The 23,307-nt window shown below is 39.6% G+C and carries 20 protein-coding genes; 15 read left to right on the top strand and 5 right to left on the bottom strand.

The annotated features are described in order from the left end of the window. Nucleotides 1–71: 71 nt before the first annotated feature. The 15 genes from OOZ15_RS00700 to OOZ15_RS00630 all read left to right on the top strand — a co-directional run bounded on the left by OOZ15_RS00700 (nucleotide 72) and on the right by OOZ15_RS00630 (nucleotide 16,691). Nucleotides 72–1,112, top strand: a complete 1,041-nt coding sequence (locus tag OOZ15_RS00700; protein ID WP_265953731.1) for a hypothetical protein — start codon at nucleotides 72–74, stop codon at nucleotides 1,110–1,112. Nucleotides 1,113–1,280: 168 nt separating this feature from the next. Next, nucleotides 1,281–2,231 (top strand): hypothetical protein, encoded by a 951-nt coding sequence (locus OOZ15_RS00695; protein ID WP_265953730.1) that lies wholly within the window; start codon nucleotides 1,281–1,283, stop codon nucleotides 2,229–2,231. A gap of 74 nt (nucleotides 2,232–2,305) precedes the next feature. Next, the gene (locus tag OOZ15_RS00690) at nucleotides 2,306–3,496 is read left to right on the top strand and encodes a histidine kinase (RefSeq protein ID WP_265953729.1); all 1,191 of its coding nucleotides are present in this window, start codon (nucleotides 2,306–2,308) and stop codon (nucleotides 3,494–3,496) included. A 29-nt stretch (nucleotides 3,497–3,525) separates the two neighbouring features. After that, nucleotides 3,526–4,104 (top strand): hypothetical protein, encoded by a 579-nt coding sequence (locus tag OOZ15_RS00685; RefSeq protein WP_265953728.1) that lies wholly within the window; start codon nucleotides 3,526–3,528, stop codon nucleotides 4,102–4,104. A 367-nt stretch (nucleotides 4,105–4,471) separates the two neighbouring features. Beyond that, nucleotides 4,472–6,283: a sensor histidine kinase gene (locus OOZ15_RS00680; protein WP_265953727.1), complete on the top strand. Its 1,812-nt coding sequence runs from the start codon at nucleotides 4,472–4,474 to the stop codon at nucleotides 6,281–6,283. A gap of 11 nt (nucleotides 6,284–6,294) precedes the next feature. Then, the gene (locus OOZ15_RS00675) at nucleotides 6,295–7,056 is read left to right on the top strand and encodes a LytR/AlgR family response regulator transcription factor (RefSeq protein ID WP_265953726.1); all 762 of its coding nucleotides are present in this window, start codon (nucleotides 6,295–6,297) and stop codon (nucleotides 7,054–7,056) included. Between the two features lie 94 nt (nucleotides 7,057–7,150). Beyond that, nucleotides 7,151–8,926, top strand: coding sequence for an AMP-dependent synthetase/ligase (locus tag OOZ15_RS00670; RefSeq protein ID WP_265953725.1), 1,776 nt, complete (start codon nucleotides 7,151–7,153; stop codon nucleotides 8,924–8,926). Nucleotides 8,927–9,089: 163 nt separating this feature from the next. Continuing rightward, nucleotides 9,090–9,524: a MarR family winged helix-turn-helix transcriptional regulator gene (locus OOZ15_RS00665; protein WP_265953724.1), complete on the top strand. Its 435-nt coding sequence runs from the start codon at nucleotides 9,090–9,092 to the stop codon at nucleotides 9,522–9,524. 34 nt (nucleotides 9,525–9,558) lie between these two features. Beyond that, nucleotides 9,559–11,964: a 3-hydroxyacyl-CoA dehydrogenase/enoyl-CoA hydratase family protein gene (locus OOZ15_RS00660; protein WP_265953723.1), complete on the top strand. Its 2,406-nt coding sequence runs from the start codon at nucleotides 9,559–9,561 to the stop codon at nucleotides 11,962–11,964. 58 nt (nucleotides 11,965–12,022) lie between these two features. Beyond that, nucleotides 12,023–12,388 carry a four helix bundle protein gene (locus OOZ15_RS00655; protein ID WP_265953722.1) on the top strand — a complete coding sequence of 122 codons (366 nt, stop codon included), beginning with the start codon at nucleotides 12,023–12,025 and terminating at the stop codon, nucleotides 12,386–12,388. A 39-nt stretch (nucleotides 12,389–12,427) separates the two neighbouring features. Then, nucleotides 12,428–13,615, top strand: coding sequence for an acetyl-CoA C-acyltransferase (locus tag OOZ15_RS00650; RefSeq protein ID WP_265953721.1), 1,188 nt, complete (start codon nucleotides 12,428–12,430; stop codon nucleotides 13,613–13,615). Nucleotides 13,616–13,671: 56 nt separating this feature from the next. Next, a complete protein-coding gene (locus tag OOZ15_RS00645) occupies nucleotides 13,672–14,019 on the top strand; it encodes a four helix bundle protein (protein ID WP_265953720.1) in 348 nt (115 codons plus the stop codon). Nucleotides 14,020–14,075: 56 nt separating this feature from the next. After that, nucleotides 14,076–15,878: an acyl-CoA dehydrogenase FadE gene (locus OOZ15_RS00640; protein ID WP_265953719.1), complete on the top strand. Its 1,803-nt coding sequence runs from the start codon at nucleotides 14,076–14,078 to the stop codon at nucleotides 15,876–15,878. A gap of 107 nt (nucleotides 15,879–15,985) precedes the next feature. After that, nucleotides 15,986–16,417 carry a GNAT family N-acetyltransferase gene (locus tag OOZ15_RS00635; RefSeq protein ID WP_265953718.1) on the top strand — a complete coding sequence of 144 codons (432 nt, stop codon included), beginning with the start codon at nucleotides 15,986–15,988 and terminating at the stop codon, nucleotides 16,415–16,417. 22 nt (nucleotides 16,418–16,439) lie between these two features. Further along, entirely contained in the window at nucleotides 16,440–16,691 is a 252-nt protein-coding gene (locus OOZ15_RS00630) for a DUF1456 family protein (RefSeq protein ID WP_265953717.1), read from the top strand. Here OOZ15_RS00630 and OOZ15_RS00625 read toward each other — a convergent pair. The 5 genes from OOZ15_RS00625 to pyrG all read right to left on the bottom strand — a co-directional run bounded on the left by OOZ15_RS00625 (nucleotide 16,688) and on the right by pyrG (nucleotide 23,255). Beyond that, nucleotides 16,688–17,635: an NAD(P)H-dependent flavin oxidoreductase gene (locus OOZ15_RS00625; RefSeq protein ID WP_265953716.1), complete on the bottom strand. Its 948-nt coding sequence runs from the start codon at nucleotides 17,633–17,635 to the stop codon at nucleotides 16,688–16,690. The two genes, OOZ15_RS00630 and OOZ15_RS00625, sit on opposite strands and share 4 nt — an antisense overlap. Beyond that, entirely contained in the window at nucleotides 17,625–17,780 is a 156-nt protein-coding gene (locus OOZ15_RS00620; protein WP_265953715.1) for a hypothetical protein, read from the bottom strand. Before OOZ15_RS00620 ends, OOZ15_RS00625 begins: the two co-directional genes overlap by 11 nt. A 443-nt stretch (nucleotides 17,781–18,223) precedes the next feature. After that, nucleotides 18,224–19,414 carry a tRNA 2-thiouridine(34) synthase MnmA gene (gene mnmA, locus OOZ15_RS00615; RefSeq protein ID WP_265953714.1) on the bottom strand — a complete coding sequence of 397 codons (1,191 nt, stop codon included), beginning with the start codon at nucleotides 19,412–19,414 and terminating at the stop codon, nucleotides 18,224–18,226. Nucleotides 19,415–19,582: 168 nt separating this feature from the next. Continuing rightward, a complete protein-coding gene (gene yidC / locus OOZ15_RS00610; protein ID WP_265953713.1) occupies nucleotides 19,583–21,472 on the bottom strand; it encodes a membrane protein insertase YidC in 1,890 nt (629 codons plus the stop codon). 166 nt (nucleotides 21,473–21,638) lie between these two features. Beyond that, the gene (pyrG, locus tag OOZ15_RS00605) at nucleotides 21,639–23,255 is read right to left on the bottom strand and encodes a CTP synthase (protein ID WP_265953712.1); all 1,617 of its coding nucleotides are present in this window, start codon (nucleotides 23,253–23,255) and stop codon (nucleotides 21,639–21,641) included. Between the last annotated feature and the right edge of the window lie 52 nt (nucleotides 23,256–23,307).

Genomic DNA, 23,307 nt, shown 5'->3' with positions numbered 1-23,307 from the left:
TTTGTCAATCCACTACCTATAAATAGACGGTTTCATCATACATTGATTTTGTTTAATCAAAACAAAATTTAATGAAAACACTAAAATATTTACCATTACTAGGTATCGCGTTATTAACGCTAAATTGTAGTAACGACGATAGTCCGACACCAATCCCTACTGTTACTAAAACAGGAATTTTTATGGCAGGTCATACTGACAACGGCATGGCCAATGTTTCACAAATAATAGACAATGGCATTACCGAAGACTTAAGTTCTGGTGAAAAGAACGCCTATGCTTGGGGCGTGGCAGTTTCGGAAAATGATGTGTACGTAGCTGGAAACGAATCCAACGGCACAGCCATGGTGGCTAAACTTTGGAAAAACGGTACAGCACAAGAGCTCTCAGACGGTTTACATAGCGCTTATGTCAAAGGTGTGGCAGTTTCCGTAAACGATGTGTATGCAACAGGCATAAGCAGTAGTGCCGAGGCTGAAAATTATATGGCAACTGTCTGGAAAAACGGCATTCCACAACACCTTACAGATGGCTCTCTTGATGCCAACGCACAAGCCATTACGGTTTTTAAAAACGATGTTTATGTAGTAGGAAGGGAACGCAATGGCAACGGCGCCAACGTAGCCAAACTCTGGAAAAACGGAACAGCACAAGAACTCTCCGATGGCAACAACAATGCAGTTGCCCGCGATATTGTTATAGATAAAGCAAACACCGATGTGTACATTGCGGGTTACGAACGCATAAACAGTACTTGGGTGGCCCAAATATGGAAAAATGGTGTAGCAGAACCCTTTACAAATGGCAACACCAACGCTTGGGCTTACGCTATAACCGTTAACAATGGCGATATTTATGTTGCAGGATACGAAGAAAACGCCCAAGAAAAAACCATTGCAAAGCTTTGGAAAAACGGTGTGGGTCAAGACCTAACCACCGGTGTTGCCAGTGCCTATGCGTTAGATGTTTCAGTTTTGGGCAACGATGTATATGTGGTTGGTTACACCACCACAGAAGCAAACACCAACATAGCTACCGTATGGAAAAACGGAGAAGTTGAATACACCGGCATGGCCAAATCGTCGTTGACGTCCATAGTTACAGTTCAATAGAAGTTAATTAAGGGTAAGGTACCTATTGAAACACCTTAATTTTCTTTAAGGTCAGGGTTCTTTTTTTCCATCTATCAATTTAGAGCCACCATTGATCAATCTTACCCATATAAACCGATGGCTTCATTATAAGTTTGTCCTGTTTAATCATTTAAAAAACATCTAGTGATGAAAAAACTAACATGTATTTACACATTTATGGCTATGGCAGTATTCAGCTGTAGCAAAGACGATGGTGGCAGCACGCCCACTCCACCCCCCGAAGTCGTACTACCAACAGTAGAAGTACAAGAATCGGGCTACAACGAAACCCTTCACGGTGTAGTAGGTGCACCACAAAGCGGCGCCATGATCTATACCATAGAAGGCACGGCCGAAGAAGGGTTTAAATCGCTTGAAATAATCAAAATTGAAAACGGAAGTGAAAACCAGTACGAGTCTTTAGATGCCAATTCGCCCGATTATGTAGAAGGCAATGTGCAAACCTATACGCTAAACTACATTTTCAGCAACGACGATGTAGATAAGGCTTTAGGATTTAAAGCAGTGGTTACTGATCAAAACGATGCCACAGCCGAAATATCCTTTGGTGCTGCCAAGGTTAAAAACCCCCTGTTGCACTTCGCAAGTGTGGAATTAAAACAAAGTTTCCCGATAACCGGTTTTAATGCAGACACATCTTGCTTCCTTCATATTGAAGATAACACTTGTCAAGCTACCAGCCTTGGTCAGTTCTACGATTTGGGCTACGATGACAAAATAGCCATGGTTTACAGCGTTAATGATGGTTCCGGTTTTTACTTGGGTTCTCCGACAGTTGTCAACGGCCTGGAAGACAATGTAACAAACGGCCTAAACACACTCGCCACCACCCAGTTTAAAGTCCAGGAAAATATTGACTGGAGCGATATAAGCGCATACGAGACTTTTTTGGTTATGAATGCCTACGACGAAGCTGATTTTAACTCGCATGAGCAAAAACTGGAAAGTGCCAACACAGTAGGAAAAATATTCAGTTTCAAAACTGATGATGACCGTATTGGTTTGGTAAAAGTTACGGACCAACACACTGCCTCACCTGAATCTTGGGTTAAACTGGACATTTACATTACGCAATAAAACAGTGAATTGATTAGAATAAGTTACGCTAGCAAACAGGCGCATTGTCTATGATGTGGCTTTTAAAAAAACGTATGCAACCACACCGCACACATAAAGTATTTAGCAATAAACGTTTTGAAGAGATTTTGCTTCATTTTTCGGTTTCAACCTTAAAAAAGGAAACTGAAGAAGAACTGCTTTGGGACGTTGCTAAAAACTGCATTTCGCAACTAAACCTTGTGGATTGTGTTATTTACCTATTAGATGCCAAGCGGGGCGTACTGATGCAAAAAGCGGCCTATGGACCAAAAAACCCAAAAGATTACAGGGTGTACAACCCTATTGAAATCCCACTTGGAAAAGGCATATCGGGCCATGTGGCCAAAATCGGCAAGGCTAAAATTATAAAAGATACCCGTAAAGAACCACTCTACATTACCGACGACGATGTAAGGCTGTCTGAAATTGCCGTACCCTTTGTAATAGAAAACAGGGTAATAGGTGTTATAGATTGCGAGCACCCCGAACAAGATTTCTTTACCGACCAGCATCTGCGCATACTAACCGGCATTGCCAACCTGTGCGCTGTTAGCATACAAAACTTGAGGGTAAACAACCGTATTAGAGAAGAACAAAAAAAGCGGTTTTTGCTTCAAAAAGAATTTCTGGATCTAAAAATAAGGGTATTGAGCAACCAACTGAACCCACATTTTGTGTTCAATACCTTAAATGCCATTCAGCATTTTATCCTTTCTGAAAAAAAAACCACAGCCTTGCGATACTTAACCACATTTAGCCGATTGGTACGGTTTTATCTCGGACACTTAGGCTCTGACACCGTAGCGCTCAACAGTGAAGTTAAAATGTTAGGGCATTACTTAAGCTTGCAGAATATGCGCTATCAAGGCAAGTTTAGTTTTAAAATAATCCCAAAAACAATAGACAATACAGCAGGCATAATACCAGCTTTTGTGTTACAACCCCTTCTGGAAAACCTTATTGAAAATACACCCAGCAATACCCCCAAAGGTTTTAAAATACAACTGTACATAAAGTCCAAACCAAACACCGTTTTGATAAAAATTGAAGCCGGCAGTTATTTCAGCATAAAAAACAACTTGCAAAACAACCCAAAATACAGGACACAAATGCTTAAATGGCAAGACCAAATACGATTGATGAACCGCATAAAAGGTTATAACATAAAAAAGAAGGCAGTTCTCAACGGCAATCAAAATACCATACTGATAGAGCTGCCCAACTTAAAAGCAAGTACAACTTAACATTTTTTATTCATTTAAACATTAAAACTATGAAAACACAAACTTTGAATTTTGTAAAACTAGCCTTCTTTGCTTTTCTGGGCTTCAGCTTGACTCTAACCTCCTGCTCGAGCGAAGACGGCCTCGATGGGGTAGATGGTGAAATGGGACCGCAAGGCCCTGACGGACAAGATGGTAACGCCAACGTGACAGCATCTAACTGGTTTACCATTGAGTGGGACAATGCCATCCCTACACTAAGCGAGATGTATGTTGATATACCGGAAATTACCGATCTAGTCGATAACGGCGGTATGGTATTGATGTATTTAAAAACAGACTTTGGAAACGATAATTCTATAATACATCCCTTGCCATTTGATGCCGATGACGACATCGTGTTTAAATACCTTACGGTCAATGCCCCCAGCGAGAATAAGGTAGGAATTTTAGTAAGATTAGAGGATCCCGGTGCCAATGGCGTTTATGTAGAAGTGCAGAACAACCCTGATTACACCTTGCGCTATGTATTGGTCCCTGCTACCATGGCACAAGCCTTCAACTTTAATAATGGTGGTATTCCGAAAACTTTCGACCAAGCCTCTACCCTTTTTGGATTGGATAATTAATACCTTAAAAAGCTGCCGGCCGGTCTTTTAAATTATGCTGAATCATTTTTTAAAACATAATAAACCAAACCGTTTAGGCAGTTTGTTTTTAATACTCTATGTATTACTGGTCATTGGTTTTTACGTGAATTCCAAAACTTGCAATGACTCATTTTGTGGTATCTTGCTTCTTTTTGCCTTTATTCCTTGGGCCTATGTTTTGGGTATGAGTTTTGAACTGCTTGGCATTTTTGTGAACGATCTATCGATTTACATCCCCTCATTTATCTTGAATTGCCTGACATTCTATTGGATAGGCTATAAAATAAGTGTTTTTTGTAAAAAATAGCGACCGGTTAAAGCCTATCTTTATATCTTTATAAGACAGATGAAATCAAAACCAACCCTTCTTTTATTCCTGCTTTTTACTTGCTTTGGATTTACACAAGACAAACAGCTCAATCCTTTGTATCAAGTGTCTTTTTTACTGTACAAAACCACTCAAGACACCATTACTATTAAAGAAGCAAGTACCTTATCTTATCAAGACAAATCGCACTTTACCAAAACCCATCCCGATGATATTTACTGGGTAAAACTGGATTTTTTTGAACACAGTTCTCTACTATCCCGAAACAACTGGATCCTGCGAACGGGCTATCTCAACAAAGGCGTGATTTTTTATCAAACCGAAAACGGTATCCAGTCTAAAATCATGGGTAGCTTTCAGCTCAACAAAAATTTTACGGGTCAATTCCCTTTCACTAAAAAAAGTCTGATTGACGGTCGCTACCTTTACCTGAAGTTTTCCATATCAACCGTCCGATCTTCTTTGGCAAAAAAAGGGTTTGTTTTTTACCCCGAAACTCTCTCACAGTTCCGAGAGCAATTTGTTTCAAAACGGTATTTGTCCAACACTAACATATCACACCTGTTTTTGGGCGGAGCAATTATGGGCGTACTCATGGCACTGGTTTTTTATGCCACTCACAGAAGGCGCGAATACCTTTTTTACATACTTTACATTATAGGTGTTGGGCTGTATTTACTTCGTGGGGTATGGGATTTTTACGATACCGTTATTGGCCTCTATTCCAAAACGTCGTTTGTACTCAATGCCGTACTTGAAATGCTTTCAAATATTTTCTACCTGTTGTTTGTACGCTATTTTTTAGATACCAAAAATAAATACCCGCTTCTCAACAAGGTGATAAGTTATGCCATTGTCATACTAGTGGTACTTATCATAGTTGAAAGTACTTCGATTATGATAGCACGGTATAGCTGGCACCTAACACTGCTAGATGTTCGGGCCAGTTTCCTCTCGGTCTTGGTGTTGTTTGGTATGGTTTATTTGATAATTAACCGAAAAACCAACCTCAACTGGTTTATCGTGGTGGGTTCATTTTTGTATGGACTGGGCTCCATGCTACTGTACGCTTTTGCTAACGGGGATTACCTAAAAATGGGAGTGCTAGCCGAAATCACCATATTTCTGCTTGGTTTGGGTTACAAAATCAGAATGGAAAACGAAGAAAAAACACAGCTTCAGGAAGTGGCTATCCAAAACTACCGCAAGTTATTACGCTCCCAATTAGACCCGCATTTTATCTTCAATTCCCTCAATTCCATTCAGCATTTAATCACCACGAACAAGCGAGTTTCAGCCATAAAATACCTCAATAAATTTAGCAGGCTGATGCGACAAACCATGGAAAATTCTATAGAAAACAATATCTTACTCTCCGAAGAAATCCAGTTCCTCAACACCTATATCCAGCTCGAATCCCTGCGATTTGACAATTCGTTTAAGTACAAAATTTCAGTAGATAAGAACATCCGCCCTAACCATATCGAAGTTCCCCAATTAATGATTCAGCCCTTTGTTGAAAACGCAATCCTTCATGGACTGCTCAACAAAAAGGAAGTTGAAAAACATTTGGATATCTCCTTTAGTGAAAAAGGCATCTTCTTGGAATGCATCATAGACGATAACGGTATAGGCCGAAAAGCTTCGGGGCAATTAAAACGGTTTCAAAAAAACAGAAAATCTCGTGGCATGGAAGTTACTCAAAAACGTATAAGTAGCCTGTTTTATGATCAAACAGATAAAAAATTACTAACGATAACCGATAAAACTGATGCCAAAGGAAACCCTACAGGTACCACCGTAGTTTTAAAAATCCCTTTACAAGAATAATAGCTAGCGATATGATACTAACATCCATCATCATAGATGACGAAAAACACAGTCGAGAAACCCTTAAAAAACTCATATTCGAATTTTGTGAAGACATTGAGGTGCTGGCCACGGCCTCCAATGTAAAAGAAGCCGTTGCCACTATAAAAGCACATCGACCCGATTTGGTTTTCTTGGATATCGAATTACAAACAGGTACCGGTTTTGATGTGTTGGAGCAGCTGTCCGACCAACATTTTGAAGTGATTTTCACCACCGCTTTCGAGCAGTACGCCATCAAGGCTTTAAAAATGAGTTCACTGGATTACCTGTTAAAACCCATTGACATAGACGAACTCATCGAAGCTGTAGAAAAGGCAAAACATATCAAGAACAAAACCGATTATAAAAAACAACTTGAAACCCTGCTACAAAACTTAAAAGTAACACAAGCCAAACATAAACAGCAAAATATCTGCCTTAGCACAACAGATGGCATCGAATTTTTACCTGTACAAAACATTGCCTTCTGCAAATCCGAGGGGTCTTACACCCAATTTATCCTAACTGATAATACCACTATTTTGGTGAGCAAGCACTTAAAAGAATACGAAAAATTACTACCCTACCCACCTTTTATGCGGGTGCACAATAGTTATCTCATCAATCTATCCGAAGTAAAAAAATACATAAAAACCGACGGTGGTTATATTTTAATGAACGGTGGACAACCAGTAAGCCTATCACGGACTAAAAAAGATGATTTCTTAAAAGCTATGGAAAATGTTTTCTGATATTTTCAATGTAACTATCCTTTTTTTATGAGTTCTTTTGAAAATAGTCCGTAAATTTCATATTTTGCAAATCTGATAATTAGCATTCAACCTTATGAGTAAAGTAACCCGTTTGTTCGATTTTCCATATTATCAATTGGAAAAATTTAATTTAGACATTGCCTTTTCTACTAAATATGGAAATGAATGGGTGAACACATCTTCTCAAGAATATGTTGATAAAGTGAATCAATTCAGTAGAGGATTGTTGCGTCTTGGTATTCAACCCAACGACAAGATAGCCGCTATCACCAACACCAATAGAACCGAATGGCATATTGCCGATATCGGTATCTTACAGACAGGAGCACAAAATGTTCCTATCTACCCTACGATTTCTGAAGAAGATTATGAATATATCTTGAATCATTCAGGAGCGTCATATTGTTTTGTTTCTGATGATGATATTTTAGAGAAACTAAATGCAGTCAAACAAAACATTCCAAACCTCAAGGAAGTTTATAGCTTTAAAGACCTAAAAGGTGTCAAAAACTGGAATGAAGTTTTAGAACTAGGAAAAGACGATTCCAATCAGAATGAAGTTGAAAAAAGAAAAGAAGCCGTAAAACCTGATGATCTGGCAACCATCATTTATACCTCCGGAACCACAGGAAGACCTAAAGGTGTGATGTTGTCCCACGACAATATCGTATCCAATGTATTGGCAAGTGAAGAACGTGTTCCGCTTGATTCAGGAGACAAAGCGCTGAGTTTCCTCCCTATCTGCCATATTTTTGAACGGATGGTTGTTTATCTGTACCAATACTGTGGCATCAAGATTTACTTTGCAGAATCCATCGATAAGATCAGTGATAACCTGAAAGAGGTAAAACCTCACGTCATGACCGTCGTCCCCCGACTTCTGGAAAAAGTGTATGACAAAATATATGCTAAAGGAGCCGAACTAAGCGGCATCAAAAAGAAACTTTTCTTTTGGGCCATCGAACTCGGACATAAATTTCAACCTTATGATGCCAACGGAGGTTGGTATAAATTTAAATTGGGTATTGCCAGAAAACTGGTATTCAGTAAATGGCAAAAAGGATTGGGAGGCAACCTGAAAATCATGGTTTCCGGAAGTGCAGCACTACAACCTAGACTTTCTAGAGTATTTGGTGCTGCCAATATCCCGGTTATGGAAGGCTACGGACTCACAGAGACCTCTCCCGTTATAGCGGTAAATGACCAAAACAATCGCGGTTGGAAAATAGGAACTGTAGGTAAAATGCTTCCCGGTGTTGATGTAAAGATCGCCCAAGATGGTGAAATTCTTTGTAAAGGTCCCAATGTTATGATTGGTTATTATAAAAACGAAGAAAAAACCAAAGAAGTAGTTAACGATGGTTATTTCCACACCGGAGATATCGGTGAGATCGACAATGAAGGCTTTTTAAAGATTACCGACCGTAAAAAAGAAATGTTTAAAACTTCGGGAGGTAAATATATAGCCCCACAGCTTATTGAAAACCTAATGAAACAATCCCGTTTTATAGAACAAATCATGGTCATGGGAGAAGGAGAGAAAATGCCAACAGCCCTGATCCAACCCAATTTTGAATTTATTCAGGAATGGGCAAAAAGACATGGTGTAGCATTGGGAGACAGTCAAAAAGAAATGATTGCTAACCCAAAACTCATAGAAAGAATACAAGAAGAGGTCGACCTGTATAATAAAAAGTTTGGTCACTGGGAACAAATAAAACGTTTTGAACTCACTCCGGACGAATGGAGTATAGAAGAAGGTCACCTTACTCCAACACTAAAATTAAAAAGACGTATCATCAAGGAAAAATATATCGATCTCTACAACAAAATCTACGAACACAAATAAAAAATCACAACATACTTTTATACAAACTCCTCATTTTTGGGGAGTTTTTTTATTATCTTATCAGTTAATCCCTAACTGTATTATCATTTAACAATTTTTTACCTTTATTTATTATGCATGCATAGAAAATTATTTGTATATTTGAGCACACCACCAATAAAAAATGAAGTACAAAACAATAGATTACATACTGCGGGCTACATGGCAAGCTGTTGCCAAGATGTATAACGAAGAAGCCGGAAAGTTTGATAGCACCATGGCTACAGGTTTTACACTATTGTCTTTAGACCCGGAAAAAGGCACTCCTTCAACTGCATTAGGACCCAAAATGGGCATGGAAGGCACAAGTCTCTCCAGGACTTTAAAGAATATGGAAGAAAAAGGGCTTATTATCAGAAAGCCAAATCCCAAAGACGGCAGAGGTGTTTTAATCTACCTCACTTCTTTCGGTAAGGAAAAAAGGGAAACTTCCAAGGAAGTGGTTTTAAAATTTAATGAAACGGTAAAGAATCATGTAAGTGAAACTGAGCTTGAAAACTTTTTTAAAGTTGCTGAAGTGATCAACGAACTTATTTCAGAAAAAAAGATATTTAAATAAAATATATTCAACCCATTAATTTCAACACAGAAATATGAACAGAAGAATTAAGAAAGTTGCAGTTATAGGTTCCGGTATTATGGGAAGCGGTATAGCATGCCACTTTGCCAATATAGGAGCTGAAGTTTTATTGCTCGATATCGTACCTAGAGAACTCAACGATAAAGAAAAGAAAAAGGGGCTCACCTTGGAAGATAAAGCTGTGAGAAATAGGATTGTAGACAGCAATCTTAAAAGTGCTTTAAAATCGAACCCCTCTCCTATTTACAGCAAAAAATTTGCTAATCGTATCTCAACCGGAAATCTGGACGATGACCTTTCAAGAATCAAGGATGTAGATTGGATTATTGAGGTTGTTGTTGAAAGGCTTGATATTAAAAAAAGTGTTTTTGAAAAGGTTGAAAAATACCGTTCACCCGGAACTTTGATCACCTCAAACACCTCGGGAATTCCGATTCAATTTATGAACGAAGGAAGAAGTAAGGATTTCCAAGAACATTTTGCCGTAACCCACTTTTTCAATCCGCCCCGATACCTTAAACTCTTTGAGGTTGTACCCGGTCCGGACTGTAAGAAAGATGTTGTTGACTTCCTAATGATGTACGGCGAAAAATTCCTTGGTAAAACATCAGTCTTGGCCAAAGATACTCCCGCATTTATCGGGAATAGAATCGGTATCTTCGGTATTCAAAGTCTTTTTCATCAGGTAAAAGAAATGGGGCTTTCCGTTGAGGAAGTCGATAAACTTACCGGTCCTGTTATCGGTAGACCAAAATCAGCTACCTTCCGTACTGTTGATGTTGTGGGATTGGACACCTTGGTACACGTTGCCAATGGGATTTATGAAAATTGCCCGGATGACGAAGCCCACGATCTTTTTAAACTTCCCGGTTTCATCCAAACCATGATGGACAACAAATGGTTGGGTAGCAAATCAGGACAAGGCTTTTATAAAAAGGTAAAATCAGATGACGGAAAGAGTAAAATTCTTTCCCTGGACCTCGATACTATGGAGTATTCAGCAAACAAAAAAGCAAAATTTGCTACCCTGGAGCTCACTAAAACAGTGGATAAAGTAAAAGACCGCTTCTCCATCCTTGTTGACGGAAAGGACAAAGCAGGTGAATTTTATCGTAAAAACTTTGCTGCGCTTTTTGCCTATGTACAGAACCGTATTCCTGAGATTTCCGACGAACTTTACCGCATCGACGATGCCATGAAAGCCGGTTTTGGATGGGAACACGGTCCCTTTGAAATATGGGATGCCATCGGAGTTGAAAAAGGCGTGGAACTGATCAAAGCCGAGGGTAAACAACCCGAAAAATGGGTGACTGATATGCTTTCCAAAGGAAATACTTCCTTCTATACCGTAAAAGACGGAGCTACTTATTATTACGATATTCCGTCTCGATCTCAAGTAAAAAAACCAGGACAAGACTCCTTTATCATTCTCGATAACATCAGAAAATCAAATGAAGTATGGAAGAACAGCGGGGTTGTTATTGAAGACTTGGGTGACGGTATCCTCAATTGTGAGTTCCAAAGCAAGATGAACACCATTGGCGGTGATGTGATTGCCGGACTCAACAAAGCTATTGATCTTGCTGAAAAAGATTTTGAAGGCTTGGTCATCGGAAACCAAGCGACCAACTTTTCCGTAGGTGCCAATATCGGGATGATCTTTATGATGGCTGTTGAACAGGAGTATGACGAGTTACACATGGCTATCAAGGCGTTTCAGGATACGATGATGCGCATGCGCTATTCATCCATACCAACCGTTGCCGCTCCCCACGGAATGGCACTCGGTGGTGGTTGTGAGCTTTCCATGCATGCCGATAAGGTGGTCGCTGCTGCTGAAACTTATATCGGATTGGTAGAATTTGGTGTTGGAGTGATCCCCGGTGGTGGTGGTTCAAAAGAAATGACCTTGAGAGCTGCGGATACTTTCCATAAAAATGATGTAGAACTGAATGTGCTCCAAGAGTATTTCCTTACCATCGGAATGGCCAAAGTTGCCACTTCTGCCTATGAGGCTTTTGATAGCGGAATCCTCCAAAAAGGAAAAGACATAGTGGTGGTCAACAAAGATCGACAGATAGCCGAAGCCAAAAAACACGCTTTGTTAATGGCTGAAGCTGGATATACACAACCACCGAAACGAAAAGATGTAAAAGTACTGGGAAAACAAGCTTTGGGTATGTTCCTCGTTGGAACCGACTCCATGGAAGCTGGACATTATATCTCTGATCACGATAAAAAGATCGCCAACAAACTGGCTTACGTTATGGCCGGAGGTGACCTCTCTGAACCAACATTGGTAACAGAGCAATACTTATTGGACTTGGAAAGAGAAGCTTTTTTAAGCCTCTGTACAGAGAAAAAAACGCTAGAACGCATTCAACATATGTTGAAGACGGGGAAACCGCTAAGGAATTAGATGTAAGACTGTAGGACGTAAGACATAGGACTCTATAATAACTTAAAATTTAAATTAAATGGCATCAAAACATAACTTTAGAAAGTTAACCATTTGGAAAGATGGTATTGATTTAGCTAAAGAAACCTATGCAACAACTAAAATTTTTCCAAAATCAGAAAAATATGGCCTAAGTAGTCAAATACAACGGTCAGCAGTGTCTATTCCTTCCAATATTGCTGAAGGAACTGCTAAAAGTTCAGACAAACATTTTATTCAATATTTGGAAAATGCACTTGGTTCAGCCTATGAATGGGAAACTCAACTCATTATTTCTTACAAAATAGAATATCTTTCTGAAAAAACATATAAACATTTAGAAACTAAAATTCACAAAATACAATCTATGATTTCAAAATTTATAGACAATCTGACTACAAATTAGTCTTACGTCTTAAGTCATGAAGTCTTAAATCGTCATAAAATGAGTAAAACAGCATACATAGTAAAAGCATACAGAACAGCCGTAGGGAAAGCGCCTCGTGGGCTATTCAGATTTAAAAGACCGGACGAACTGGCTGCGGAAGTCATCCAGCACATGTTGGGAGAGGTTCGGGAATTGGACAAAAAACGCATTGACGATGTGATCGTAGGAAACGCCATGCCGGAAGCAGAACAAGGTCTTAATATGGGACGCCTGATCTCTTTGATGGGATTGAAGATCGAAGACGTTCCCGGAGTGACCGTCAATCGTTATTGTGCATCGGGCTTGGAAACCATAGGTATTGCAACGGCAAAAATCCAATCCGGAATGGCCGATTGTATCATTGCCGGAGGCGCCGAAAGCATGAGCTATATCCCCATGGGAGGTTATAAACCTGTACCGGACTATCAAGTAGCTAAAGAAGGCAACGAAGATTATTATTGGGGAATGGGGCTCACCGCTGAAGCTGTAGCAGAACAGTTCAAAGTATCTAGGGAAGATCAGGATGAATTTGCTTACAACTCGCATATAAAGGCGCTAAAAGCCATCAAAGATGAAAAATTTAAAGAACAGATTCTTCCTATCAAGATCGACCAGACCTATGTGAATGGCGAGGGTAAAAAGGCTATAAAATCATACACAGTTGATACCGATGAAGGTCCGCGTGCCGATACCTCAAAAGAGGTACTGGCTAAATTAAAACCCGTCTTCGCACAAGGGGGAAGTGTGACCGCCGGAAATTCATCGCAAATGAGTGATGGTGCAGCATTTACATTGGTGATGAGCGAAGAGATGGTCAAAGAATTAAATCTCGAACCCATTGCCCGATTGGTGTCTTATGCCGCTGTGGGAGTAGAACCGAGAATCATGGGTATAGGTCCGGTTAAAGCCGTTCCAAAAGCTTTAAAACAAGCCGGGATGAAACTCGATCAGATTGAACTAATCGAACTCAATGAAGCTTTTGCTTCACAATCTGTAGCTGTGATTCGCGAATTAGGCTTAAATTCGGATATCGTTAACGTAAACGGAGGAGCTATTGCTCTGGGTCACCCACTGGGTTGTACCGGAGCAAAACTTTCTGTTCAACTTTTTGATGAAATGCGAAAACGAAAAAACAAATACGGTATCGTGACCATGTGTGTCGGAACCGGACAAGGAGCAGCGGGAGTTTATGAGTTTATAAATTAAAAAGTATTGAGTATTGAGTACAAAGTATTAAGTATGGATTTTTAAAACTTATAAATATGCATCGATTTGAAGAACTTAAAATATGGCAAAAAGCAATGAATGTTACTGAAAATTGCTACATTTTAACAGCTGAATTTCCTAAAGAGGAAAAATACAATTTAACCTCTCAAATAAGACGTAGTGCGACTTCCATTCCCTCAAATATTGCTGAAGGAGCTGGACGAAATTCTGACGGGGAATTCAAACAATTTTTAGGAATTTCCAATGGTTCTTCATTCGAACTTCTTACTCAATTATATCTTACGGAAAGGCTTAATCTTTCAAGTAGAAAAAGAATACAACTTATAAAAGAACTTTTTGAAGTTTGTAAAATGAATTATTCACTTCAAAAATCATTATTATAAAATAACAGTGCAAAGTCTTAATACTTGATACTTTGTACATAATACTATAATCCAAAATGGAAACAACAGAAAAAGACATAACAAGAGGCGGTCAGTTTTTGGTCAAAGAAACCAAAGCTGAAGACGTGTTTACTCCTGAAGATTTTTCGGAGGAACAAAAAATGATGCGTGACTCGGTCAAGGAATTTGTTGATCGTGAGATATGGCCTAACAAAGAGCGTTTCGAGAAGAAAGACTATGCTTTTACCGAAGAGATCATGCGTAAGGCTGGTGAACTTGGTCTTTTGGGAGTGGCTGTACCTGAAGAATATGACGGACTCGGAATGGGATTTGTAACTACCATGTTGGTGTGTGATTATATCTCGGGAGCCACAGGCTCTGTTGCCACTGCCTTCGGAGCGCATACCGGGATAGGAACTATGCCGATTACCCTTTACGGAACTGAAGAGCAAAAAAAGAAATACGTACCTAAACTGGCCACCGGAGAATGGTTCGGTTCTTACTGTTTAACAGAGCCCGGAGCCGGATCGGATGCCAATAGCGGAAAAACCAAGGCTGTCCTTTCTGAAGATGGTAAACACTACCTCATCAGCGGACAAAAAATGTGGATCTCCAATGCAGGCTTTGCCAACTTGTTTATCGTGTTTGCCCGTATTGAAGACGACAAATACATCACCGGGTTTATTGTGGAAAACGATCCCGAAAATGGCATTACCCTGGGCGAGGAAGAGCACAAATTAGGAATCCACTCCTCTTCTACCCGTCAGGTATTCTTTAACGAAACCAAGGTGCCGGTTGAAAATATGCTTTCAGAAAGAGGCAACGGATTTAAAATTGCGATGAATGCCTTGAACATCGGACGGATCAAACTAGCAGGTGCTTGTTTAGATGCTCAACGAAGAGTCATCACAGAAGCTGTAAAATATGCCAATGACCGCATACAGTTTAAAACACCGATTGCCAAATTCGGAGCGATCAAATCAAAGATTGCAGAAATGGCCACAGCCTGTTATGTAGGTGAATCTGCCGTTTATCGCGGAGCTAAGGATATTGAAAATCGTATTGCCATTCGCCAATCCGAAGGAGAATCCCATCAGGAAGCCGAATTAAAAGGTGTAGAAGAATACGCCATAGAGTGTTCCATTCTAAAGGTAGCTGTTTCTGAATATTGTCAGGACTGTACAGATGAAGGAATTCAGATTTTTGGAGGGATGGGCTTCTCTGCTGACACTCCAATGGAATCAGCATGGAGAGATGCCCGTATTTCCAGGATCTATGAAGGGACCAATGAGATTAACCGTATGCTATCAGTAGGTATGCTGATCAAAAAAGCGATGAAAGGACATGTAGACCTTCTCGGACCGGCTGCAGCAGTAAAAGATGAACTCATGGGTATTCCTTCTTTTGATATGCCCGACTATTCTCAGTTGTTTGCCGAGGAAAAGGAAATGCTAGCCAAGCTCAAAAAAGCTTTTTTAATGGTAGCCGGAGCCGGGGTACAGAAATATGGTCCGGAATTGGAAGAACATCAGCAGTTATTAATGGCAGCTTCCGATATTTTAATCGAAATCTATATGGCGGAATCTGCTATTCTTCGAACGGAGAAAAATGCCAAACGCTTTGGCGAAAAAAGTCAGAAAGAACAGATCGCCATGGCAAAACTCAACTTGTTCCACGCTGTTGAGAAGATCAATACCAAAGGAAAAGAAGGGATTTCTTCGTTTGCTGAAGGGGATGAACAAAAAATGATGCTGATGGGGCTTAAACGCTTCACCAAATACACCAACCTTCCCAATGTGGTAGCCCTTAGAAATACCATAGCCGAAAAAGTGACGGCTGAAAACAAATACTGTTTCTAAAACAGTATTACTCTTGAATTCTTTTAGATTTTAGAATTTAGTTGTTGTTGAAAACGCCTTGCAATTGCAGGGCGTTTTTGATTGGTTGAAATTTGTAATTTTGGGCTATGGAAGCAAACATTCATTTTACTTTTCTTTCTGAAGACAATATTGAAGAGATCATTCCCCTTGCCGCCCAATTGAACCCAAATAAAACAGAGGCTGAGTTAAGGCAACTGCTCAGGGAGATGTTTAAGCTTGAAAACTACCGCTGTTTTGGCTTTGTCATCGACAGTAAACTTGTTGGGATGTCATCTGGGTGGATCAGTATAAAACTCTACAGCGGAAAACAACTGGAACTGGATAATGTCATTATAGACAGCAGCATCCAATCCAAAGGTCTTGGAAGGCAATTTCTCTCACATATAGAAAAATGGGCCAAACAAAATAAATTTAAAACCCTGGAGCTAAACTCTTATGTGGACAACGGCAGATCCCACAAGTTCTACTTTAATCAGGGCTTTGAAATTATTGGCTACCATTTTCAAAAGAAGATTTAAAACATTCCCTACCTTTGTGATTATGGGACTAACGAACAACGATATTTTTAAAAAGCTTAGGGTAGCACACAAACTAAGGGATGATCAAATCGTAGAAATTCTGGCTCTTGTCGATTTCAAAATCAGTAAAAGTGAATTGGGAGCCTTCTTTAGAAATGAAAACCATCCCAAATACATGGAATGCGGCGATCAAATCCTTCGTAATTTTTTAAACGGACTCATTATCCACCTTCGTGGTCCTATGGAAAAGAAAGAAAAGCCTAAGAAAAATTAAGTATCTAAATTGGCAACTTTGGCTTTTGCCGTTTTAAATTCAGAAATCATATCTGCTACAATCTCCTGAACCGGTTTAATATCACTAATCAATCCGGATATTTGTCCGATTTCCAATTCGCCTTCGTCAAGATCCCCTTCAAACATTCCTTTTTTGGCTCTTGCCCTACCCAAGAGTGCTACTAATTCCTCCTTGGTCGTTCCTTTAGCATAAAGCGCCTGAATATCGTCGTAGAATTTATTTTTTATTAAGCGTACCGGCGCCAATTCCTTCAAGGTGAGTTGTGTGTCGCCCTCTTTGGCTTCAACAACTTTCTGCTTAAAATTAATATGGGATGAAGCCTCCTCGCTAGCGACAAATCTGCTTCCCACCTGCACCCCATCAGCCCCGAGCACCATCGCTGCCAGCATTCCACTTCCAGTGGCTATGCCCCCCGCAGCAATCAAAGGGATTTCTATTTTTTCTTTCACCATCGGAATCAAGGTAAAAGTGGTGGTTTCATCCCTTCCGTTATGACCTCCGGCCTCAAAACCTTCGGCTACAACAGCATCAACTCCAGATTCTTGTGCTTTTAAAGCAAACTTCACACTACTAACCACGTGTACCACCATAATTCCGTGTGATTTCAAATGGGAAGTCCATGTCTTCGGATTTCCGGCAGAGGTAAAAACAATTTTCACCTCCTCTTCAATAAGAATCTGTATGATCTTGTCGATATCAGGATATAAAAGCGGAACATTCACCCCAAAGGGCTTATCCGTTGCCTTTTTACATTTTTGAATATGCTCCCGTAACACTTCAGGATACATCGAACCGGCACCAATAAGTCCGAGTATCCCCGAATTTGCTGCCGCTGATGCCAATTTCCAACCACTGGCCCACACCATACCGGCTTGGACAATGGGGTATTGTATGTTAAATAGTTGGGTCGTTTTATTTTGCATTGAAGCCTTGTTCAAATTCTTGAATTATCTTAAAGTAGTAGCCCATGCCTTTTTCAGCCATAAGCATTACATCTGAATCTTGTGAGGCCTCTTTAAAGGATTTGGCGTATTGAACTTGTTTTGTATGACCCTTACTAGATGGCATAATTATATATTAAGGTTCTAAAGCAATTCTGTCCTAAATAAATTTTTATCTGTTCATTTTTTCCATTGATGAAAAAACGAACCAAAAAAATCTAGGCTGACGATAAAAACATAAGAAAATACTACGGAATCCCCAGCCACAGATAAAAATAACTCATTCCGCCTTGGGGCGAAACTCAAACAGATTTTTATCTTTAACCCACCGCTGCTTCCTTGATTTTCAATATTTTTATCGTAGGCCGGAACCAAACCACAAACGTTGAAATTTCATCAAAATCTCAAAAAATTAAATAAAAACGTTTTGGACGCTATTAGTTCTAAAGATAAAAATAGGCTATTGTTGGGAAATATAAAAATTGAGGGGAAACCATTAAGGAGCATTAAGTTTTGTATTTCTACCTTAATGACTCTTAACTTCTTAATGGTTGAAAAAATGAAATTTATCTAAGCAATAACCCCTGAACCGATCAACTCATCACCTTGATAAAAGGCGACGAACTGTCCTTCGGTGATGGCACTTTGCGGCTGTTCAAAATCCACATACAGACCACCATCTACTTGGTATAAAGTCGCTTTTTGCAGAGGTTGTCTGTAACGAATCCGCGCTGTGACATCCATGGTTTCATCAACTTTTAAGGTCAGATCTTCTCGCACCCAATGCAATTCATCATTAGTAACAAAAAGCGCTTTTCTGAAGAGCCCCGGATGTTTTTTTCCCTGTCCGGTATAAATAATGTTTTCGTCCACATCAGTTTCAATCACGAACAAGGGTTCGGGAGTTCCACCCACCGCCAAGCCTTTTCGTTGACCTTTGGTAAAATAATGTGCACCTTGGTGTTTTCCTACCTCTTTTCCGTCCGCAGCTGTGTAGCTCACTTTTCGAGCGTTGAAAGCCAATTCTTCTTCTTTTGAAGCAAAAGTCATTTCCCCATTTTTTTTAGCGAGCACTTTTTCGGGTGCCACTTCTATGATAGAACCTTCTTCCGGTTTCAGTTTTTGCTGAAGAAAATCAGGAAGCCTTACTTTCCCGATAAAACAAAGCCCTTGTGAATCTTTCTTTTCGGCAGTAACGAGGTTGTTTTCAGAAGCTATTTTTCTAACTTCCGGTTTTGTCAATTCCCCTATCGGAAATAAAGTTTTACTCAATTGTTCTTGTGATAACTGGCAAAGGAAATAGGATTGGTCTTTGTTGTTGTCTTTTCCTGCCAACAGGCGATGTACCGGTTTTCCATCGATCTCAATGGTGTCTTTTCTACAATAGTGGCCTGTAGCAACATAATCGGCGCCCAAACTCAGTGCAATCTTCATAAAAACATCAAATTTGATCTCACGATTGCACAACACATCCGGATTGGGCGTTCGCCCTCTTTCGTATTCGTTAAACATATAATCCACGATACGTTCTTTATATTGTTCGCTCAAATCAACCGTTTGAAAAGGAATCCCCAGTTTATCGGCTACCATCATGGCATCGTTACTGTCTTCCAGCCAAGGACATTCGTTGGATATGGTCACCGAATCATCGTGCCAATTTTTCATAAAAAGGCCTATCACGTCATAACCCTGCTCTTTCAACAAGTATGCCGTCACACTGGAATCTACTCCTCCTGATAATCCTACTATTACTCTCTTCATTTCTTTATACGATCGAAAAATCAACGTAAATAAAACTTTTGCAAAATTACAAAATTGATTTGGAACGTTTTGGTCGTAAAAAAGCGGTTTTTCTTTCAGTTACAAACCAAAAAGACCTGCCAGATACTAAAATCCAACAGGTCATTGATATTTTTAAGGGAATCGCCCTTATTTTTTCTTTTTCTGAGCTTCTGCCTGCTCCATCATTTCACGCATTTTTCGCTGAAACTTACTCTCTTTTTTAGGTTTCTTTTTATTTTCCTGAATTTTAGCATGAATTTTATCCTCATCAATGATATAATTCTTGATGACCAACATGATCACGATCGTAATCAAGTTTGAAATAAAATAATACAAACTCAAACCACTCGCATAATTGTTGAAGAAAAACAGCATCATTAGTGGTGAAATATAGATCATCACTTTCATCATTTTGCCCATATCCGGCATTCCTTCTTGTGTTGGCTGCTGCATGGCCTGTTGTTGTCCGGTGGTCATTCTCATGTAGAAAAATATAGCTACTGAAGCCAAAATCGGGAACAAACTCACGTGATCTCCATAAAACGGTATACTAAATCCTTCTGGGAATTCATAGATCGTATCATAAGAAGAAAGGTCTTTTGCCCATAAAAACGGTTTCTGCCTTAGCATAAATGCCGTTGGGAAGAACATGAACAAAGCGTAAAAAATAGGCAATTGCATCAATGCCGGAATACATCCGCTCATTGGGCTCACCCCTGCTTTTCTGTACAACTTCATGGTCTCCTGCTGCTTCTTCATCGCATTGTCCTTGTATTTTTGGCTAATCTCCGTAACCTCAGGTTTGATGACCTTCATTTTTGCCTGTGACAAATAGGATTTGTAGGTCACCGGGGACATAACCAATCTTACAAGAATCGTCATGACGATAATAGCGATTCCGTAAGGGAATACAGAACTTAAGAAATCGTATAAAGGTGTAAACACATGTTTGTTGATAAAACCGAAAATTCCCCACCCAAAAGGTATAGAGTCGGCTAAATTGAAATCTTTATACTTTTTAAAGACTCTAGCATCGGTAGGTCCGTAATACCAGTGCATATTGTAGTTCAACTCACCGCCTTGTACTTCCAAAGGAATTGATGAAGTATATTGTTTAGTGTATTTTTCTTCTTTGCTCTCCTCTTCAAACAACTTTTCTGAGGTAAACGAAGCATTGCTAAACTCAGCAGGATTGATCAAAATAGTACTGAAAAAGTGTTGTCGGTATGAAATCCAAGACACATTGCTATCGGTATCATCATCTGAATCACCCTGACCCAATTTACTTGTTTTTCCGTCATGCATATAGGTAAGCCTTGTATAACGGTTTTCATACTCTATACTCTTGCTATGACGAATTCCTTTCTGTTTCCAATCCAATTGAACCGGTTGCGAGCTGTTCAACACATTGTCCAAGCCTTGAGAACGAATTGTAAAATCTACCAAATATCCATCGGGTTTCAACTCATATCGATACTCAAGATATTGATTGTCCGACGCTTTCAACTTCATGGAAAGTATCTGGTTTTCTCCACTTTCTGACAATGAAGGTTCAAAATACAGGTTTTCTGTATTGAGTGTTCTGTTGTCTGTTGTGCTTATATTTAAATTGAAGGAAGCATTTCCGTCTTTTACCAAATAAACCGGAACAGAATCGTAAGTACTATATTTTTTAAGAACGGCTTCAACGATCTGCCCTCCTTTATTACTTACTTTAAATTTGACAAGCTCGTTTTCAAAAGTTGTGATATCATCTCCTGCAGATGGGATTGTAGCCGAATAGGCAAAAGCTCCCAGACTTCCTTTATATTGAGCCAAAGCGGTAGAATCTGTCAGATCGACGGTAGGAGTTTCTTCAACAACAGGAGTTGCAGTGCTCTCTTGCTCTTCTTTTGCTTTTTCGACCTGTTCTGTTTTGGCCTTTTCAGCTTCAATTTCTTCTTCTGTAGGTTGATTTTGGTATAAAAACCACAATAAAATTCCAAAAATAAGTACAAAACCTATAATTGAATTAATGTCGAACTTCTTTCCTTCCATTTAATTTAAATTAAAAAATATCTTTTACTCACTAAGTGAGATTTTATCTCGATAATTATCGGGCTTGTCCCGAGGTAATTTACAGTATGCCAAAAAGGGCAATTATCGTTATGCGCTGTTAACGTGCAAAGATATGCCCAAAACGTCAATTCATGTCAAACTGGCACTATTTATTATTTTTATACTGAAGTGCAGATTTTACAAAGGCTACAAACAGTGGATGTGGATTGGCCACCGTACTTTTATATTCCGGATGATACTGCACTCCTACAAACCAAGGATGTGAAGGCAATTCTACCACTTCTACCAAACCGGTATCCGGATTTAATCCTGTAGCCACCATTCCGGCAGCTTCTATTTGCGTTCTATATTTATCGTTGAATTCGTAACGGTGTCTGTGCCGTTCTGATATTTTGTTGGTTCCATAAATTTTGCTTACTAAACTGCCTTCGGTGATATCACAATCCCATGCCCCAAGACGCATGGTACCACCCATGTGGGTGATACTTTTTTGTTCTTCCATCAAATCGATAACCGGATTTGGTGTGTTTGGGTCCATTTCAGTCGAATTAGCATCTTTGATATTTAAAACATTACGGGCAAATTCAATAACCGCCATTTGCATTCCCAAACAAACCCCGAGAAAAGGGATATTGTGCTCTCGCACGTATCTTATGGCATCTATCTTTCCTTCAATACCGCGCTCTCCGAAACCAGGAGCTACCAAAATACCGTCGAGTTTGGCAATTTTGTTGTTTAATACGTCATCATCTATATATTCTGAATGGATGTATTCTACATTGACTTTCACCTCGTTCTCTGCTCCTGCATGGATAAAGGATTCCAAAATGGATTTATAACTGTCCTGAAGTTCGACATACTTCCCAACAAGACCGATATGAACCTCATCTTTCGGATTTTTATGACGGTCTAAGAATTGATCCCAGCGTTCTAAATCTGGAACTGATTTTTCTTCCAACGCCATTTTTTTAAGTACTACCGTATCCAAACCCTCATTAAGCATCATGTTAGGCACATCATAGATCGTAGAAGCATCAATGGATTGAATCACCGCTTCCCGTTTTACATTACAGAACAAGGCCAACTTCTCCCTAAGATCGTCAGACAGTTCGTGCTCAGTCCTACACACAAGAATATCGGCTTTTATTCCGCTTTCCATCAATGTTTTTACGGAGTGCTGCGTAGGTTTGGTCTTCAATTCCCCTGCTGCGGAAAGGTAAGGCACCAATGTCAGGTGGATAACAATGCCATTATTATCCCCCAATTCCCACATCAATTGTCGCACTGCTTCAATATATGGCAAAGACTCAATATCACCTACCGTTCCACCAATCTCGGTAATCACGATATCATAATCTCCGTTTTTGCCAAGAAGCTGAATGCGCTCTTTGATCTCGTTTGTAATATGTGGTACCACCTGTACGGTTTTCCCCAGAAATTCCCCTTTGCGTTCTTTTTCAATAACACTTTGGTATATCCTTCCGGTGGTGACATTATTGGCTTGTGAGGTATTTACATTCAAGAAGCGTTCGTAATGGCCAAGATCCAAATCGGTTTCTGCTCCGTCATCGGTTACATAACACTCCCCATGTTCGTAGGGGTTCAAAGTACCCGGATCTACATTGATGTATGGGTCTAGTTTTTGAATTGTTGTCTTATAGCCTCTAGCTTGTAAAAGTTTCGCCAATGATGCGGCAATAATTCCTTTTCCCAATGATGAGGTAACTCCACCCGTAACAAAAATGTATTTGGTCTCTGCCATTTATTTATCTCCTTATAGATTTCTTGCCCGACTGAAAACAGGCTATTAAAAT

Source organism: Galbibacter kalidii, assembly GCF_026241135.1.
Lineage (GTDB): Bacteria > Bacteroidota > Bacteroidia > Flavobacteriales > Flavobacteriaceae > Galbibacter.
This window is presented reverse-complemented; position numbering and strand designations above follow the sequence as displayed.